Source organism: Mediterraneibacter massiliensis, assembly GCF_001487105.1.
Classification (GTDB): domain Bacteria; phylum Bacillota; class Clostridia; order Lachnospirales; family Lachnospiraceae; genus Mediterraneibacter; species Mediterraneibacter massiliensis.
Map to the genome: position 1 here is coordinate 966,277 of NZ_LN913001.1, position 15,323 is coordinate 981,599.

General features: G+C 39.2%; 14 protein-coding genes and 3 pseudogenes. 15 read left to right on the plus strand and 2 right to left on the minus strand.

The features are described from left to right. Positions 1-136: 136 nt before the first annotated feature. Positions 137-1,147 carry an aspartate--ammonia ligase gene (gene asnA / locus BN3282_RS08915; RefSeq protein WP_059068465.1) on the minus strand — a complete coding sequence of 337 codons (1,011 nt, stop codon included), beginning with the start codon at positions 1,145-1,147 and terminating at the stop codon, positions 137-139. A gap of 615 nt (positions 1,148-1,762) precedes the next feature. Here asnA and BN3282_RS08920 point away from each other — a divergent pair. The 3 genes from BN3282_RS08920 to BN3282_RS08930 all read left to right on the plus strand — a co-directional run bounded on the left by BN3282_RS08920 (position 1,763) and on the right by BN3282_RS08930 (position 3,710). Continuing rightward, positions 1,763-2,503, plus strand: coding sequence for a hypothetical protein (locus BN3282_RS08920; protein ID WP_059068467.1), 741 nt, complete (start codon positions 1,763-1,765; stop codon positions 2,501-2,503). A gap of 85 nt (positions 2,504-2,588) precedes the next feature. Then, the gene (locus BN3282_RS08925; RefSeq protein ID WP_147337210.1) at positions 2,589-2,774 is read left to right on the plus strand and encodes a hypothetical protein; all 186 of its coding nucleotides are present in this window, start codon (positions 2,589-2,591) and stop codon (positions 2,772-2,774) included. Positions 2,775-2,894: 120 nt separating this feature from the next. Continuing rightward, complete coding sequence (locus BN3282_RS08930; RefSeq protein ID WP_059068472.1) at positions 2,895-3,710, plus strand: PHP-associated domain-containing protein; 816 nt, start codon at positions 2,895-2,897, stop codon at positions 3,708-3,710. Between the two features lie 76 nt (positions 3,711-3,786). Here the strand turns inward: BN3282_RS08930 and BN3282_RS08935 are convergent, their stop codons facing one another. Continuing rightward, the gene (locus tag BN3282_RS08935) at positions 3,787-4,524 is read right to left on the minus strand and encodes a tRNA pseudouridine synthase A (protein WP_059068474.1); all 738 of its coding nucleotides are present in this window, start codon (positions 4,522-4,524) and stop codon (positions 3,787-3,789) included. A gap of 209 nt (positions 4,525-4,733) precedes the next feature. On the opposite strand from BN3282_RS08935, the gene BN3282_RS08940 reads away from it, so the two are divergent. From BN3282_RS08940 to BN3282_RS15650, 12 genes and pseudogenes are all read left to right on the plus strand, one after another. Beyond that, positions 4,734-5,210 carry an acyl-CoA thioesterase gene (locus tag BN3282_RS08940; protein ID WP_059068476.1) on the plus strand — a complete coding sequence of 159 codons (477 nt, stop codon included), beginning with the start codon at positions 4,734-4,736 and terminating at the stop codon, positions 5,208-5,210. 236 nt (positions 5,211-5,446) lie between these two features. Beyond that, positions 5,447-5,896, plus strand: coding sequence for a MarR family winged helix-turn-helix transcriptional regulator (locus tag BN3282_RS08945; RefSeq protein ID WP_059068477.1), 450 nt, complete (start codon positions 5,447-5,449; stop codon positions 5,894-5,896). Then, the gene (locus BN3282_RS08950; RefSeq protein WP_059068479.1) at positions 5,890-7,647 is read left to right on the plus strand and encodes an ABC transporter ATP-binding protein; all 1,758 of its coding nucleotides are present in this window, start codon (positions 5,890-5,892) and stop codon (positions 7,645-7,647) included. Before BN3282_RS08945 ends, BN3282_RS08950 begins: the two co-directional genes overlap by 7 nt. Then, a complete protein-coding gene (locus tag BN3282_RS08955) occupies positions 7,634-9,529 on the plus strand; it encodes an ABC transporter ATP-binding protein (protein ID WP_059068481.1) in 1,896 nt (631 codons plus the stop codon). Before BN3282_RS08950 ends, BN3282_RS08955 begins: the two co-directional genes overlap by 14 nt. Positions 9,530-9,728: 199 nt before the next feature. After that, positions 9,729-9,848 (plus strand): annotated as a pseudogene (locus tag BN3282_RS15610) (sugar O-acetyltransferase); the annotation flags it as partial. A 372-nt stretch (positions 9,849-10,220) separates the two neighbouring features. Then, entirely contained in the window at positions 10,221-10,673 is a 453-nt protein-coding gene (locus BN3282_RS08960; protein WP_059068483.1) for a MarR family winged helix-turn-helix transcriptional regulator, read from the plus strand. Continuing rightward, positions 10,663-11,958, plus strand: a complete 1,296-nt coding sequence (locus BN3282_RS08965; protein ID WP_059068485.1) for an MATE family efflux transporter — start codon at positions 10,663-10,665, stop codon at positions 11,956-11,958. Before BN3282_RS08960 ends, BN3282_RS08965 begins: the two co-directional genes overlap by 11 nt. A 58-nt stretch (positions 11,959-12,016) precedes the next feature. Then, on the plus strand, positions 12,017-12,400 hold the full coding sequence (locus BN3282_RS08970; protein WP_059070353.1) for a VOC family protein: 384 nt from the start codon (positions 12,017-12,019) through the stop codon (positions 12,398-12,400). A gap of 46 nt (positions 12,401-12,446) precedes the next feature. Next, positions 12,447-12,917 (plus strand): GNAT family N-acetyltransferase, encoded by a 471-nt coding sequence (locus tag BN3282_RS08975; RefSeq protein WP_059068487.1) that lies wholly within the window; start codon positions 12,447-12,449, stop codon positions 12,915-12,917. A gap of 268 nt (positions 12,918-13,185) precedes the next feature. Next, a pseudogene (locus tag BN3282_RS15575) lies at positions 13,186-13,368 on the plus strand (relaxase/mobilization nuclease); the annotation flags it as partial. Positions 13,369-13,565: 197 nt separating this feature from the next. After that, positions 13,566-14,507: a hypothetical protein gene (locus tag BN3282_RS08980; protein WP_154821484.1), complete on the plus strand. Its 942-nt coding sequence runs from the start codon at positions 13,566-13,568 to the stop codon at positions 14,505-14,507. A gap of 63 nt (positions 14,508-14,570) precedes the next feature. Further along, a pseudogene (locus BN3282_RS15650) lies at positions 14,571-15,163 on the plus strand (transposase). The last annotated feature ends 160 nt before the right edge of the window (positions 15,164-15,323 follow it).

Here is a 15,323-nt window from a genome sequence, read left to right on the forward strand (position 1 = left end):
CACAGTACCGCTCAAACTCGTTGATGTTTCGTTTTGTTAGACAATTGTGGAATGAAAACAGACAGTACTATGTGTACATGAAAGTATGACACATGGCACTGTCTGTTTTTTCTCGCGGCGTACTGTTTTGTTAGAACTATAATAACTGTATCCCGTTCTCCAGAGCCTGTTTTGCTGTTTCCTCAGGCCAGATCGAGGACTGTACTTCTCCGATATGCGCTTTTCTTAAATAGTACATGCAGATGCGGGATTGACCGATACCTCCCCCAACTGTATAAGGCAGTTCCCCGTTTAAAAGCGCCTTCTGGAAGGGGAGGGAAGCACGTTCTTCGCAGTCTGCAAGCTTCAGCTGCTTTTTAAGAGCCCCTTCGTCTACCCGAATGCCCATGGAAGAAAGCTCTAATCCGATATCGAGTACCGGATAATATACGATAATATCTCCATTTAATTCCCAGTCATCATAGTCCGGCGCGCGGCCGTCGTGCTTTTTACCGGAAGCAAGTTCTTTGCCGATCTGTGAAATAAACACAGCCCCTTTTGCTTTAGCGATACGATATTCCCTTTCTTTGGGAGCTGCTTCAGGGAACATATCTTCTAATTCCTGAGAAGTGATAAAGAAAATATCATCTGGGAGCCATGGCTCAATATAGTTGTAACGTCGGGAAATAAATTCCTCTGTATCCTTGAGAGCACTGTATACTTTTCGGACAGTGTATTCTAGGGTTTCCATATTTCTTTCTTCTTTGGAAATGATCTTTTCCCAGTCCCACTGGTCTACATAGAGAGAATGGATATTGTCTGTATCTTCATCTCGGCGGATGGCGCTCATATCTGTGTATAGGCCTTCACCGGAGTGAAAGTCATAGTGTTTTAATGCATACCGTTTCCACTTGGCGAGAGAATGTACGATTTCGGCAGCAGTATCGTTCTGTTCCTTAATGCCAAATGAAACGGGACGTTCTACACCATTGAGATTATCATTCATTCCTGATTCTGGCCTGACAAACAGAGGTGCAGAGACTCTGGTCAAATGAAGGGATTTCGCAAGCGCCCGTTCGAAATGGTCTTTGATTTCTTTGATCGCCACTTCCGTTTCACGAATTGTGAGTGGGGAGCGGTAGCTGTTAGGGATCTTAAGTTGTTCCATAATAGTAGCTCCTTTGATTTATTATCTTTACCTATTTTAATGTCAGAAGCCTTGTAAGTCAACCGGAGGAATGGAAGGAATTAAAATTTGTTAAAATGAAGTATATAAAAAAGGAGTAATTAACAGAAAAAATATATATTATATTGATAATAACAGATAATACTGAAAAATATAAAAATTAGACTAAAAATACATTGACAAAATGAAAAATATATAGTATTATTTATTTAACAAATCAAAGAGAGATTTATTCATCCGGCTGATAAATAAAAAATGGAAGCAGACATGGAGAAATTATCATAATGACGAGAAAGTTATGAGAGAAGCAAAATCCATGAGAGAAGCAAAATTGTATATTTATCTAGCAGGAAATTTAAAGAACAGGAGGTACGGACCACCAGCAACGTAAATCAAAAACAGAGACTATCATAAAGATAGAAAAAGAGGTAAAAACAATGATAGAAATATCTATATAAAAGTGGGTGTTAATCAAGATCGGTTGATTAGCATCCATTTTTATGCAGAATAATTCTTGTCTAATAAGAAGAAAATTGATAGAATGATTTCGAAGGGGAAGAAGTGTATAAATAAAAATAAGGGACAAAGGAGTATAAAATGATTTGGAGTACGATGGTAGACAAAATAAAAAATATAGCTGTGGGGATCTTTACACAGGAGGCTGAAGAAAGTTTCCTGCTATCTCAGAATATACTGCTTTTGGCAGTGCTCATAGCAGTGGGAGTTCTCTGGTGTTTTCTGGGGTTAAAATGGATACGTTTGTGGTCAGCTTTGATAGGAATGGCGGCAGGGCTGCTGGGAGGAATTTTTGCGGCAGATATGCTTGGTATGGAGGCGCTGGTGTCGTTTGTGGCAGGAGCGGTATGCGGCATGCTCTTACTTGTGCTGTGCGCGCGGTTTTATAGATTTGGTGTGTTCGTCTGTATAGGAAGTATCGGAGCGGTAAGTACTGCATTCTTCCTTCATCTGCAGGGATGGATCTTGCCGGTCGTTTGTGCGGCTGTAGGGCTTGTTTTGGCGCTTATATCCATAAAATTTACAACGATCATGGGGATTCTCGTCACAGCATTTTTCGGAGCTATTACAGCGGAGTCTGCTATAGCGTTTTTACTGCCCATACAGGGAACTGTTCTAGAGATTGTGATAGGAGTGTTCCTGGGAGCTATAGGGGTACTTGTTCAGCTTCTTCTTGAATCAAAAAAGAGGAAAAAACAAAGTTTGAAAAAGGCGGCTGAGATCCGCAATACACATTCTACAGAAAATGAAGTGGAAAAGGCAAGAGCGATGATGGAAAACTTGGATCAAATTTCCAAAGAAGATGAAAAAGCGATAGAATAAAAGTTTATCTATAAAGAGTGAAGTCCATTTTATGACACACCTTTTTTGGTATGCTGAATGCATAGCAAAGAGAGGTGTGATTTTTATGTATATTAGAAAATCTGTAATCTGTGGAGTTATTATTTTTATAGGAGTGCTGTTTTTATCGGTTTTATCCATTTTATATTGCTTTACAGAGATCAACATTCCGGGAGTTCTTTATATTTTGGCATGGGGACTGTGTATTTTTCTTATGGTAAAAAGTGTGTCAAAGATAGAAGGACACGTGTAGAAGAATAGTTCAGTTTGGAAAAGCCGTGAAAAGTCAGTGTCTTAAGTTGCCAGCAGTTTTAGAAAGTTGTATAATCAAAGTAAACAACCGGATACTAGATAAGGCAAAGGAGGCTTATTGATGAAGATTGATATGCACTGCCATGTAAAAGAAGGTTCAATAGACAGTAAAGTGAGTTTAGATGAATATATAACGATTTTGAAGCAAAAAGGGTTTCAGGGAATGGTAATCACAGACCATAATACCTATAAGGGCTATCGATACTGGAAAAACACGATGAAGGGAAAAATGCATACAGATTTTGTCGTGCTTAAGGGCATAGAATATGATACCAGAGATGCCGGACATTTTCTTGTGATCATGCCGGAAGGAGTGAAAATGCGGGTTCTGGAAATGCGGGGAATGCCGCTTGCGACATTGATCGATCTTGTACACCGGAATGGAGGAGTACTGGGACCGGCTCATCCATACGGTGAAAAATATATGAGTTTTATGAACACAAAGAGATTTTATAAATCTCCTGAGATCGTAAAGCGATTCGATTTTGTGGAGGCATATAATTGCTGTGAGCCGAAAGCATCAAATGAAGGCGCTGCGAAACTGGCAGCTAAGTATTCGAAAGTAACTGTGGGGGGAAGTGATTCCCATAAGGCGGACTGTGTGGGGCGTGCTTATACGATTCTGCCGGAACCTGTTACCTGCGAGACGGAATTGATCTCTATGATCCATAAGAAGACACATTTCGAAGTAGGGGGAATTCCCTACGAAAAGACGACGAAAGAGAAAATAGGAAAAGTAAATAAATTATTAGTATATTCATTCTGGCTGTATAATAAGGGCGGTGAACTGGTAAAGCGACACGGACGCAATGGAAAGATGGAGGAAGAAAATCCATTTGATCCTATTGATCCTATCGAGTTGTACTATCGTTCTTGAACAAAAGAGAACCTTTTAGAGAGTTTGAGTATTTCAAGAGATTCTGTATCAGACAAAGATACAGAATCTCTGTTTTTTACCGGAAGTCTATCTTTTTGAGGAAAAGTGCTTTTGCATCGCAGGGGCGTCCCGGAATTTTACGTCCTTTTAAAATTGCTTCTGCACTTTCTATACTTTGTCTGCCTGTTCCTATGTCTAACAGAGTGCCTATGATAAGGAGCGGCATGTGAGGAAGAAAATCAGTAGCAGTTAAAGACAGAGAGAGGAAATCTGCAGTTTGTTCTATTTGTATATCCAATAGTTCTTGTTCTGTCTTTTTCTTTGATCGGCCGGATGAGAAGTATTGAAAATCTTGTCTGCCTATGAGAGAGGAAGCCGCTTCCTGCATTCGTTCGATATCTGGAGCGGGAAAAAGATGGAGAGAATACTTCTGCGTAAAAATGTCCTGGACGGCCGCTGTACATATATGATAGAGATAAGTACGGGTTTTTGCGTTTAAATCGGCGCGAAATCGTTCCTGCATCCGGCAGGCGCGGCGTATAGCTATATCTTGAGGGAGATATGTGTTTAAATATTGCGTAAGGTCTTGCATAGAGATATCATAGGTGGTTAAAAAGGAGGCTTCCTGCGCAAGTGCGTGGACACCGGGTTCGGTTTTAGAAGCACAGTTTAAGATAGGGCTTTCTCCGGTCAGACGGCGCAGTACCTCAGAAATCTTATAAGAGATGGTACGAAAGGCTTTGTCCTTTGCAGGACGCTGCCAGCCAAGATATCTCGTTCCATCATATTCTATAGTAAGAAGGATGTTTTGCATGATGTATCTTCCTTTCGGTTATGTGCGAAAAACGTATAAATCTATTTTTATTTTACAGGATGTATTTGGTGAAGTACAGAGTTGATTTTTAGAATAAGTACCGTTTATAATCTATGTATAATGTCTGTATATAGTTGCCTATAGGCTGGTCAGAATAAAAACAGGATAGAAGATAACAGGATTCTTGATAGAAAGGACAGAGGTATATTATGGTAGAACAAAGAAGTGTAGAAGAGTCAAAAGTAGAGACAGTACGTCTGATACGTCCTAATCATCTTAATGCGGCAGGAAGGCTGTTCGGAGGTATGTTGATGCAGTGGTTGGATGAGATCGCGGGTCTTGTGGCGATGCGGCATACAAGGACAAATGTGATCACAGCATCTGTAGATAATCTGCGTTTTATACATGGAGCGTACAATGGTGAAATGATCGTTATCATAGGAAAAGTTACATATGTGGGGAATACGTCTATGGAAGTACGCGTGGACACTTATGTAGAAAACGAAAAGGATGGGCTGAGGCGTCCGATAAACAGAGCATATTTTACAATGGTTGCTATAGATGAAAATGATAAGCCAACTAGAGTGCCACGTCTTGTGTTAAGCGGAGAAGAAGAAAAAGCAGAGTGGGATGCGGCGGAAAAAAGAAGAGAAATGAGAAAAAAAAGAAAACAGGAAGGATTTTGAAACTTGCAGGGATAGTATCCGAGGCAGTCGTATTGACGGTATTCTCATATCTTATCTCGTTTTAGCAGGAGTTTTCAGGCAAAGAAAGAGAACATTTTGTTGAGAATATTTTTTATTTTATGCGCTTGACATGAATAAAAAACAGGTATAAAATGTTGGAAGTCAAACAGTTTGATTTCGTACAGTTTGATATAAAACATAATAGCAGTATATAAGACCTGCATATAGGAGAAAAAATGAAGAAGAAATATATGGGGATGGAGATAAGATCCCTGGACAATCTGATCAAACGATTTATTGACAACAGTATCAATAAGGAGCGTCTTGTCCAAGTGACAGGATCTAATGGATGGATCATAGGCTATTTGTGGGACAACAGGAACAAAGATACGTATCAGAAAGATCTGGAAGCCGAGTTTCATGTGACACGTTCTACTGCGTCAAAAGTTGTGAATCTGATGGTTGAAAAAGGACTGATCGTACGAAAGAGTGTGCAGACAGACGCACGTCTGAAGAAGCTGGTATTGACAGAAAAAGCAATGGAAATGGCAGAAGAGATGGAAAAGCGGCATGAGCAGATAGAAAAGCAGATCGTCAGAGGTTTTTCGGATGAGGAGCTGAAGCAGTTCTATTTGTATCTGGAAAGGCTGAAGAAAAATGTAGAACAGGAGGAGCAGGCGTGGTAAACATTTTAGCAAAAAGTATACGAGAGTATAAAAAAGAGTCGATCCAGGCACCGGTCCTGGTTGCCCTGGAAGTCATTATGGAAGTGGTGATCCCACTGTTAATGGCAAATCTGATCGACTATGGAATTGAGAAAGGAAATATGGGATATATATGGAAGATGGGTCTGGCGCTTTTAGTGGCAGCTTTTTTATCCCTGTTTTTTGGAGTGGCAGCAGGAAAAGCAGCGGCATATGCATCTGCCGGATTTGCAAAAAATCTGCGGAAGGATATGTACTACAATGTACAGAATTTTTCCTTTTCGAATATTGATAAGTTTTCTACTTCCAGTCTCGTTACACGCCTGACGACAGATGTGACAAATGTCCAGAATGCATACCAGATGGTGATACGGATGGCGATCCGTTCTCCCTTTATGCTGATTTTTTCTTTATTTTGCGCGTTTAAGGTGGATGCGCAACTTTCCCTTATTTTTGTGGGATGTATCCCGATCCTTGGAATTGGACTCTATGTGATCATGACACGTGTACATCCGATCTTTAAAAGGGTGTTTAAAACATACGACAGACTAAATAATGTGGTGCAGGAGAACTTAAGAGGCATACGAGTCGTCAAATCTTTTGTAAGAGAGGAACATGAACGGGAAAAGTTCGGAACAATCTCTATGGAGATATATAAGGATTTTTCTAAGGCAGAGAAAATGCTCGCATTTAATACACCTCTTATGCAGTTTTGTGTATATGTATCGCTTCTGCTGCTATCCTGGTTTGGTGCGAAAGCAATCGTGGCAAGCGGCGGCAACCCGGAAACAGGATTAAGTACAGGAGAACTGATGAGTCTGATCACATATACGATGCAGATTTTGATGAGCCTGATGATGCTTTCGATGGTCTTCGTCATGATTGTTATGTCGAAAGCATCGGCAGAGAGGATCGCCGAGGTGCTGACAGAAGAGAGTAATCTGAAAAATGGGGAGGATCCAGTGACGGAAGTACCGGACGGGTCAATCGAATTTACTCATGTTTCCTTTAGTTATTCCAATAAAGCACATAAAAAATGTCTAGATGATATACATTTAAAAATTGCATCCGGGGAGATGATTGGGATCATTGGCGGTACAGGAACTTCCAAATCCACGCTTGTACAGTTGATCCCTCGTCTGTATGATGTGACAGAAGGGACATTAAAAGTGGGAGGAAATGATGTAAAATCGTATGATCTAGAAGTACTTAGGGATAATGTGGCTATGGTTTTGCAGAAAAACGAATTGTTCTCCGGCACGATCAAAGAGAATCTTAGATGGGGAAATGAACATGCCACGGAGGAAGAACTGATACATGCGTGCAAACTTTCCCAGGCAGATGATTTTATTTCACGCTTTCCGGATGGATATGATACGTATATTGAACAGGGCGGCGCGAATGTTTCCGGAGGACAGAAGCAGAGGCTGTGTATAGCAAGAGCACTGTTGAAAAAGCCCAAAATATTGATCTTAGATGATTCGACCAGCGCAGTAGATACAAAAACCGATGCGATGATAAGAAAGGCATTTTTAGAAGAAATTCCGCACACGACAAAAATCATGATTGCCCAGAGGATTTCGTCTGTGCAGGATGCGGATAGGATCATCGTGATGGATAACGGGAAGATCAGCGGTGTTGGCACGCATGAAGAATTGCTGCGGAGCAACGCGATTTACCGTGAAGTATATGAATCTCAGCAGAAGGGAGACAGCAAAGATGAAGGAAACTAAGAGGCAGCAGCTGGATTTAAAAACATTGAAACGCCTGATGTCTTACTTAAAAGAATATAAAAAACGTTTTATATTTGTACTGATCTGTATTGCTTTAAATGCGGGAGCGATGGTGGTAGCGTCTCTGTTTTTGCAGGTGTTGATAGATGAGTATATTATGCCGCTCTTATCTTCAGCTGATCCGGAATTTTCATCCCTTTTTCGTGTGATCGTATTTTTGGCGGGGATCTACCTGGTCGGCATATTAGCGTCCCTATTTTACAGCCGGACGATGGCGGTCATATCACAGGGAATCTTGAGAAAAATCAGGGACGAAATGTTTTCCCATATGCAGACATTGCCGATCAAATATTTTGATACGCATCCGCATGGGGATGTGATGAGCCATTATACCAATGATACAGATACTTTACGCCAGATGATCTCGCAGAGTATACCCCAGCTATTTTCTTCTGTGATTACTATCGTGGCTGTATTTTTTGCAATGCTTTCGATTAGTTTCTGGCTGACTTTATTTGTCCTGGCGGCTATTGTTGTGATCATGAAAGTGGTTTCCGGCATTGCAGGAAAGAGCGGGAAATATTTTATCCGTCAGCAGGAAGCGATTGGAGATGTGAATGGATATATCGAAGAGATGATCAATGGACAGAAGGTCGTAAAAGTATTTTGCTACGAAGAAAAGGCGAAAGAAAAATTTAATATTAAAAATGAAGAACTCTGCGAGCAGTCATCCAAGGCATTTACGTATGCGAATATTCTGATGCCGGCAATGAATAATCTAGGATATGTGCTGTATGTTCTTGTTGCGATCGTCGGAGGAGCGATGGGCATCGCAGGAATCACCAATGTCAGTCTGACTGGTTTTGGTGTGCTTACACTTGGAATGATTGCGTCTTTTTTACAGTTGTCACGCAGTTTTATCCAGCCTCTCGGACAGGTATCACAGCAGTTGAGCGCCATTGTTATGGCGCTGGCGGGGGCGAAGCGTATCTTTGCGCTGATCGACGAAGAGAGCGAACAGGATGAAGGATATGTAACCCTGGTAAATGCGCAGTATAAAGACGGAGTTCTGACAGAAGCAGAGAAACGCACAGGCATATGGGCATGGAAACATCCACACGAGGACGGAACAGTGACGTATACAGAATTAAAAGGCGAAGTACGGATGTTTGATGTGGATTTTGGCTATGAAGAAAATAAAATGGTACTGCATAATGTTACATTGTATGCCAAGCCAGGGCAGAAAGTGGCGTTTGTGGGAGCTACAGGAGCGGGAAAGACGACGATCACAAATCTGATCAATCGCTTTTATGATATTGCGGACGGAAAAATCCGCTATGATGGCATTAACATTAATAAGATCAAGAAAGCAGATCTAAGACGGTCGCTTGGCATTGTATTGCAGGACGTAAATTTATTCACAGGGACCGTTATGGAAAATCTGCGGTACGGGAAACTGGATGCGACAGACGAAGAATGTATTGCAGCGGCTAAGCTGGCGAATGCGGATGGATTTATTCAGATGCTGCCAGATGGATACGACACGATGCTGTCGGGAGATGGGAGCGGACTCTCCCAGGGGCAGCGGCAGCTCCTCTCCATCGCCCGTGCGGCAGTTGCGGATCCCCCGGTAATGATACTGGATGAGGCGACATCTTCTATTGATACACGCACAGAAGTAATCGTACAAAAAGGCATGGATTCACTGATGAAAGGGAGAACGGTCTTTGTGATCGCGCACAGACTGTCTACGATCCAGAATGCAGATGTGATCATGGTTCTGGAGTTGGGAAGGATCATTGAAAGGGGAAGCCATGAAGAACTGATGGCAAAAAAAGGAAAATACTATCAATTATATACGGGTGTTTTTGAATTGTCTTAATAAAAGAAAATGTCCGATAAGTCCTCTGGTACATGGAATAGAAAGGAAATTCCTCGGGAGGTTTTTGTATGTATTTTAGCTAAAGATAATGGATAGTTTATATAGGTCGATCTTGTTGAAGCCGATTTTCCTGTTCACAAGAAAATCATTGAATGAGCAATATAAAGTTGTGTCAGCAGTGTTGTCATAAATTAAGTGAAAAATTGGTAAGAATATTTTTATTGAGGCACCATTTCATTGTGATTATGGTTGGAACATTGAAGTAGGTGAGAATTTCTTTGCTAATTATAATTTGACCATTCTTGATGTAGGTAAAGTAACAAAAGATATTCCTGAACGGTGTATTGCGATTGGGAATCCGTACAAAGTGATACGCAAAATTACAGCCGTTAACATCCTAATGGCGATTGTCGAATTTCTATCCGTCATGTCCGCTTTAATGCTGACTATAGGCTGGAGGCGAGAAATTTTTCTTAAATACTTGCCAGATTACCAGAACAGACGCAGAAGAAAAAATTTTTTGTATTACTTCCGACATTTGATACAAGAAGTTTGGGAGCAATACTCTTGTGAAAGCAAGCATAAAAACTTTGATGAGATACTTTTGCGTTATTCTAGGCAATCTGTCCTTGACAATAGTACTAAACAGTACTATTATATGGTATGAATTAGTACCATAGGAGGAAGGAGAATGAAGGAAAAAGATTTTCACAAGATATTAGAGGAATACTATGCAGTGTTTATTAAAATTAATGGTATCTATTCTGCATTTGCAAAAGAAAAAGAACTTTCCTATCATGCACTATTTATTCTGTATGCAATTTATCATAGTGAGAATGGATGCACACCAAAAGAAATTTGTGATAAATGGCTTATTCCAAAGCAGACAATTAATAGCGTTTTGAGAATATTTGACAAGCATGGCTTTGTGTGCTATGAAACCTGCTCTCAAGATAGGCGTAATAAAAAAGTTATGCTTTCTACCGAAGGACTGACTTATGCGAAACCATTACTGGATGCTCTTTATTCGATAGAAAAAGCAGCCTTAAAAAAAATGGGCGATGAAACAGTAAATAATTTGATTCATTGTAATCGTCTTTTTTGCGAAAAAATGGAAGAGGAACTAAAAGGAAATGACGACTAAAAAAGCATTTTGGAGCAATGTTCTGCCGTCAATGGCTGCTTTCGCATTTTCTGGATTATATACTATTGTTGATGGTTTTTTCATTGGGCAAAATATTGGGGATCATGGTATTGCAGCAGTTAATATTGCTTATCCTATTACCGCTTTAATACAGGCAATTGGAACAGGAATCGGAATGGGCGGTGCAATCTGGGTGGCAATCAGTTTGGGTGAATCAGATAATAAAAAGAAAAATGTATATTTAGGAAATACTTTTGTACTTTTGGCTGCTTTTTCTTTTTTTGTGACAGTTTTTTTGATGATTACATATCGTCCATTGCTAATATTTTTTGGAGCAAAAGGAATCATATTGGAATATGCTGTCGATTATTTAAGAGTTATTGTGTTGGGAACAATATTCCAGCTTTGCAGTGTCGGTTTTGTTCCAATTATTCGTAATTTTGGCGGAGCCTTTGTTGCAATGATTGCAATGATTGCAGGTTTTGTCAGCAATATTTTAGGCGACTGGTTATTTACATCTGTATTCCAAATGGGAACTGCGGGAGCGGCATTAGCTACTGTTTTGGGACAAATGATTGCATTACTTCCTTGTCTGATTTTTATTTTTAAAAAGAAAAACTTGATTCGATGTGCTGTTTTTCGTCCTGTGTATTCATCAGTTTATAAAATATCTGTTACTGCTTTGGCTCCCTTTGGTTCGATTATCAGTCCTATGATTGTGATTGTGGTTATGAACAAAGCTGCATTAACTTATGGAGGCGAGTTGGAAGTAGCTTGCTACGCAGTGATTAGTTATGTAATCTCAATATCAAATCTACTCATGCAAGGAATTGGCGATGGTGTTCAGCCACTTTTAAGCAGAGCCTATGGATCAAATGAAAAGGTAACTCTTGCAAAACTGAAAAAGCAGGCATATGGATTAGCAATTTTAACCGGAGTGATATGTATATGTGGATTTTATGCAAGTATTTCGAGTGTCCCAGTTATGTTTGGAGCATCCTATGAAGTTGCACAACTGTATAAGAAAGCACTTCCATTTTTTCTTATTGGATTGATATTTATTCCAGTAGTTAAAGTAACCATTTGTTATTTGTATGCGACAGATAAAGTAAAGTTATCTTATCTATTGATTTATTTAGAACCAATCACAGTTGCGTTGTTTGCCGGAATCATATTACCTGCTTTTTGGGGGCTTCAGGGAGTGTGGATGGCAATTCCGGTGACACAATTTTTACTTTCTGTTATGAGTACTGGGTTTCTAATCCTTGAAAGGCTCAAACGATAATGTAAATGCAGGGAATTTACATTTGCTGATATAATTTGATTGATGGAGGAGAAGGATGATAAAAATTGAGCATATTGCAATGTATGTTAATGATTTAGAGAATGCAAAAAATTTTTTTGAAAAATATTTTAATGCAAAGTCCAATCGTGAATACCATAACCCTAACACAAACTTTCGCTCCTGTTTTTTGACATTTGATGACGGTGCCAGATTAGAAATTATGAATACCCCCAAAATGAATGATGCTGCTAAGACAATAAGTAGAACAGGATTTATTCATATAGCATTTAGTGTAGGCAGTATGAAGGCAGTTGATGAATTGACGAACAGAATTAGAAATGATGGGTATGAAGTTATAAGCGGTCCAAGAACGACTGGTGATGGATATTACGAAAGTTGTATTGTTGCGATAGAAGAAAACCAAATAGAAATCACAGTATGATAAATTTCAATAAACAAATAGGAATCCGAGTAGGAGGATATATAAAATGAATATTAGAAAAGCAGAGGAAAAAGACATTCCTAGAATTATTGAATTGTTAGGGCAGGTATTGCAGATCCATGCAGATATAAGACCCGATATTTTTATCCCCGGTACTACAAAATATACCGTGTGCGAATTGACAGAGTTTTTGAAAAATGAGGAAAAGCCGATATATGTTGCTGTGAATGAGGAAGATGTGTGCTTAGGATACGCATTCTGCCAGTTAAAAGAACAGCCGTTTTCAAACAATATGGTGCAGTTCAAGTCATTTTTTATAGATGATTTATGCGTTGATAAACGAGAGAGGGGACAGCATATTGGTGAAAGTCTGTTTGAATATATAAAACAGGAAGCAGAGAAATTGGGATGCTATGAAGTGACCTTGAATGTATGGACTGGAAATACTTCGGCAGAAAAATTTTATGAAAAGATGGGGATGAAAACAAAGGAAAGGCAGATGGAATACATCTTGTAAATATACAAGTATAGTTTACATTTTATCATGCTGAACAACCATAAAAACTGAATATTCCGCCGTCCCGCAGCCTTTTGTAAAAAATTCGTTATAGGTTTCCCGAAAAAGTAGCGGCAGCAAATGAGGGAAATCTGGCGCCCTTTATAAAAAAAGCTGGTTGCGATTTTCTGAAAAGGGGCAGCAGGAAGTGAATGGTAGTCCGACAGATGGTCAAGACACGCATGATCGAGGGAGAATACGCCGAGTTTGCCCAGCGGCTTTTTGTCAAGCCGCCCGCTATTTCAGGGAGAATGACCTTTCTAAGCTTTTGAGCTATAAAGTCCTGCAAGCCCTTATCAAATAGAAGAACAGCGGCTACAACGATTACCGGGCGAAACGGGAAGAATACCGCCGCTTACAGACGGTCAAGGACAATATCGACCAGATTTACGCCGGGAGTACAAGCTTGTGAAGAAGTAGGAACAGGAGCGATAAAACCGTCTTTAGATGTATCCGAACCCATACAGAACAAGGAGGCTGTCTCGTACCCTATCCGCAATACCAAAGGAGTTTTTAACGGGCTTACAGGGCAGAAAACAACGGGAGTTGAAGATGTTTCTTTTTGACATAGCAGATGGTATGTCATACATTATTGGGAGTGATTTATTTATGAAAGAAAAATTTAAAAATTTGTTAAAGCAGCATAAAAAAGAATTTGTAATAGGTACTTGTGTATTGGTTTTAGCAATTGCAGGTATTAGTATTTCTTTTTTATCGGGAAATGATACTGCAGATATAAAGCAGGAAGAGACGGTAAAGAAACAAAACTTATTTTCATCTGTAAAAGGAATTAAAGATCTGTATGTAGTGCAAAATTTAAAAAATGTAGATTGGCTGAAAGACGTTACATATGATAAAAACAAGTTAAAAGAAATAAAGGTGAATGATAAGAATGTGGATGTTACTAAAATTGGCGAGTATAAATTAACTTATACGGCAATAAGTAAAGATAAAAAAGAAACAGAAGATAAAATTGTTAAGGTGACAGTTGTAAATACTCAAGAAGCGGAGAAATTAGCAAAGGCTGGAAAAGCGGTGTGGACATCTGATACAGCAGTAGCAAAATCTGACGATAAAGAAAAGAAGGATAGTAAAAAAGAAGCAGGAAAATCAGATGAAAAAGCTTCGGAGGATGTTGTTAATAATAGTGCATCCGTTTCTAATGATACAGGAACTAATTCGGTAGCTCAAACTCAGGGAGAGAATGTTAATAGTGATAAAGGTTCATCCTCAGGAAGTAATTCATCTACAGATACAAGTAATAATAATTCCGGTGGGGAGACAGGAGCTGGGGGACATTATGAACCTGTATGGATTGTAACAAAAGAAGCATGGACAGAGGTAGTGGAAGAACCTATCTATGAAAAGCAATTAATGTGGTACTGTAATACTTGTGGTGAAAATATAACAAAAGATCCTGAAGGACATATTGATGCAACAATGCATGCAGGGTATAGAAATACTTGGGAAGATGTAGTAATAGGAACAAATAGATATGAAATATACCATGATGCGGAAGGTTACTGGGATAACCAATGGGTAGAGAATTAAAAATAAAAGGAATGAGACAGGGGGAAAGGCTATCATAGAGTATATTATGAAGATAGATTACAAATAGAGGTTTTATTACGCGCAGGGCATGGTGTGTGTGAAATTGCACGATTAATTGGAAAACACCATTCTACTGTTTCAAGAGAAATAAGACGTGGACAATATGTACACAGAAATTCAGACTGGATAGAAGAAGTAAGATATAGTTCGGAACTTGCGGAAGAAAAGTACCAAGCACAACTACGGGCAAAAGGAGCAAACATAAAATTGGGAAATGACTATGAATTAGCAAGATACTTAGAAAAGAAAATAAGGGAAGAAAAATATTCTCCTGCCGCTGCACTTTCAGTAATAAAAAGAGAAGAAAAAGATTAAGTGCCGGGAATAGTATAGAAAAACAGTGGGGAGCAGACTTCCGAAAGGTTTTTAAAACAATAACTACGGATAATGGTAATGAAAATCAGAATAAGATGGTAAGGCGGCATACACCTAAAGGAAGTGACTTAGATCAAATAAGCAGAAATAGAATAAGGAAAATAGAAAAATGGATAAATACATATCCACGTGAGATTTTTGGCTGGAAGAATTCAGAAGAACTATTTCAGAAGGAAGTGGAAAATTGTTTAGATGATAAAAAAGTTTGTAATTGGGCATAATGCCGAAAATAAAAAATACGTGCGATGAATGTTGACTTTTACCCTAGTACATGGAATAGAAAATTTTTATGTACCGGGGGTCTTTTTTATGGTATTATAATAGTTAAGCAATTTTGTGCCAAAGCTGCACAACAAGAAACAAAAAGAGAAATGAGGATAA

Coding starts and splice junctions, on each gene's coding strand:
- asnA (WP_059068465.1), bottom strand. CDS start 1,147: ATGGAACAACTTAAGATCCCTAACAGCTACCGCTCCCCACTCACAATT.
- BN3282_RS08920 (WP_059068467.1), top strand. CDS start 1,763: ATGATTTGGAGTACGATGGTAGACAAAATAAAAAATATAGCTGTGGGG.
- BN3282_RS08925 (WP_147337210.1), top strand. CDS start 2,589: ATGTATATTAGAAAATCTGTAATCTGTGGAGTTATTATTTTTATAGGA.
- BN3282_RS08930 (WP_059068472.1), top strand. CDS start 2,895: ATGAAGATTGATATGCACTGCCATGTAAAAGAAGGTTCAATAGACAGT.
- BN3282_RS08935 (WP_059068474.1), bottom strand. CDS start 4,524: ATGCAAAACATCCTTCTTACTATAGAATATGATGGAACGAGATATCTT.
- BN3282_RS08940 (WP_059068476.1), top strand. CDS start 4,734: ATGGTAGAACAAAGAAGTGTAGAAGAGTCAAAAGTAGAGACAGTACGT.
- BN3282_RS08945 (WP_059068477.1), top strand. CDS start 5,447: ATGAAGAAGAAATATATGGGGATGGAGATAAGATCCCTGGACAATCTG.
- BN3282_RS08955 (WP_059068481.1), top strand. CDS start 7,634: ATGAAGGAAACTAAGAGGCAGCAGCTGGATTTAAAAACATTGAAACGC.
- BN3282_RS08960 (WP_059068483.1), top strand. CDS start 10,221: ATGAAGGAAAAAGATTTTCACAAGATATTAGAGGAATACTATGCAGTG.
- BN3282_RS08965 (WP_059068485.1), top strand. CDS start 10,663: ATGACGACTAAAAAAGCATTTTGGAGCAATGTTCTGCCGTCAATGGCT.
- BN3282_RS08975 (WP_059068487.1), top strand. CDS start 12,447: ATGAATATTAGAAAAGCAGAGGAAAAAGACATTCCTAGAATTATTGAA.
- BN3282_RS08980 (WP_154821484.1), top strand. CDS start 13,566: ATGAAAGAAAAATTTAAAAATTTGTTAAAGCAGCATAAAAAAGAATTT.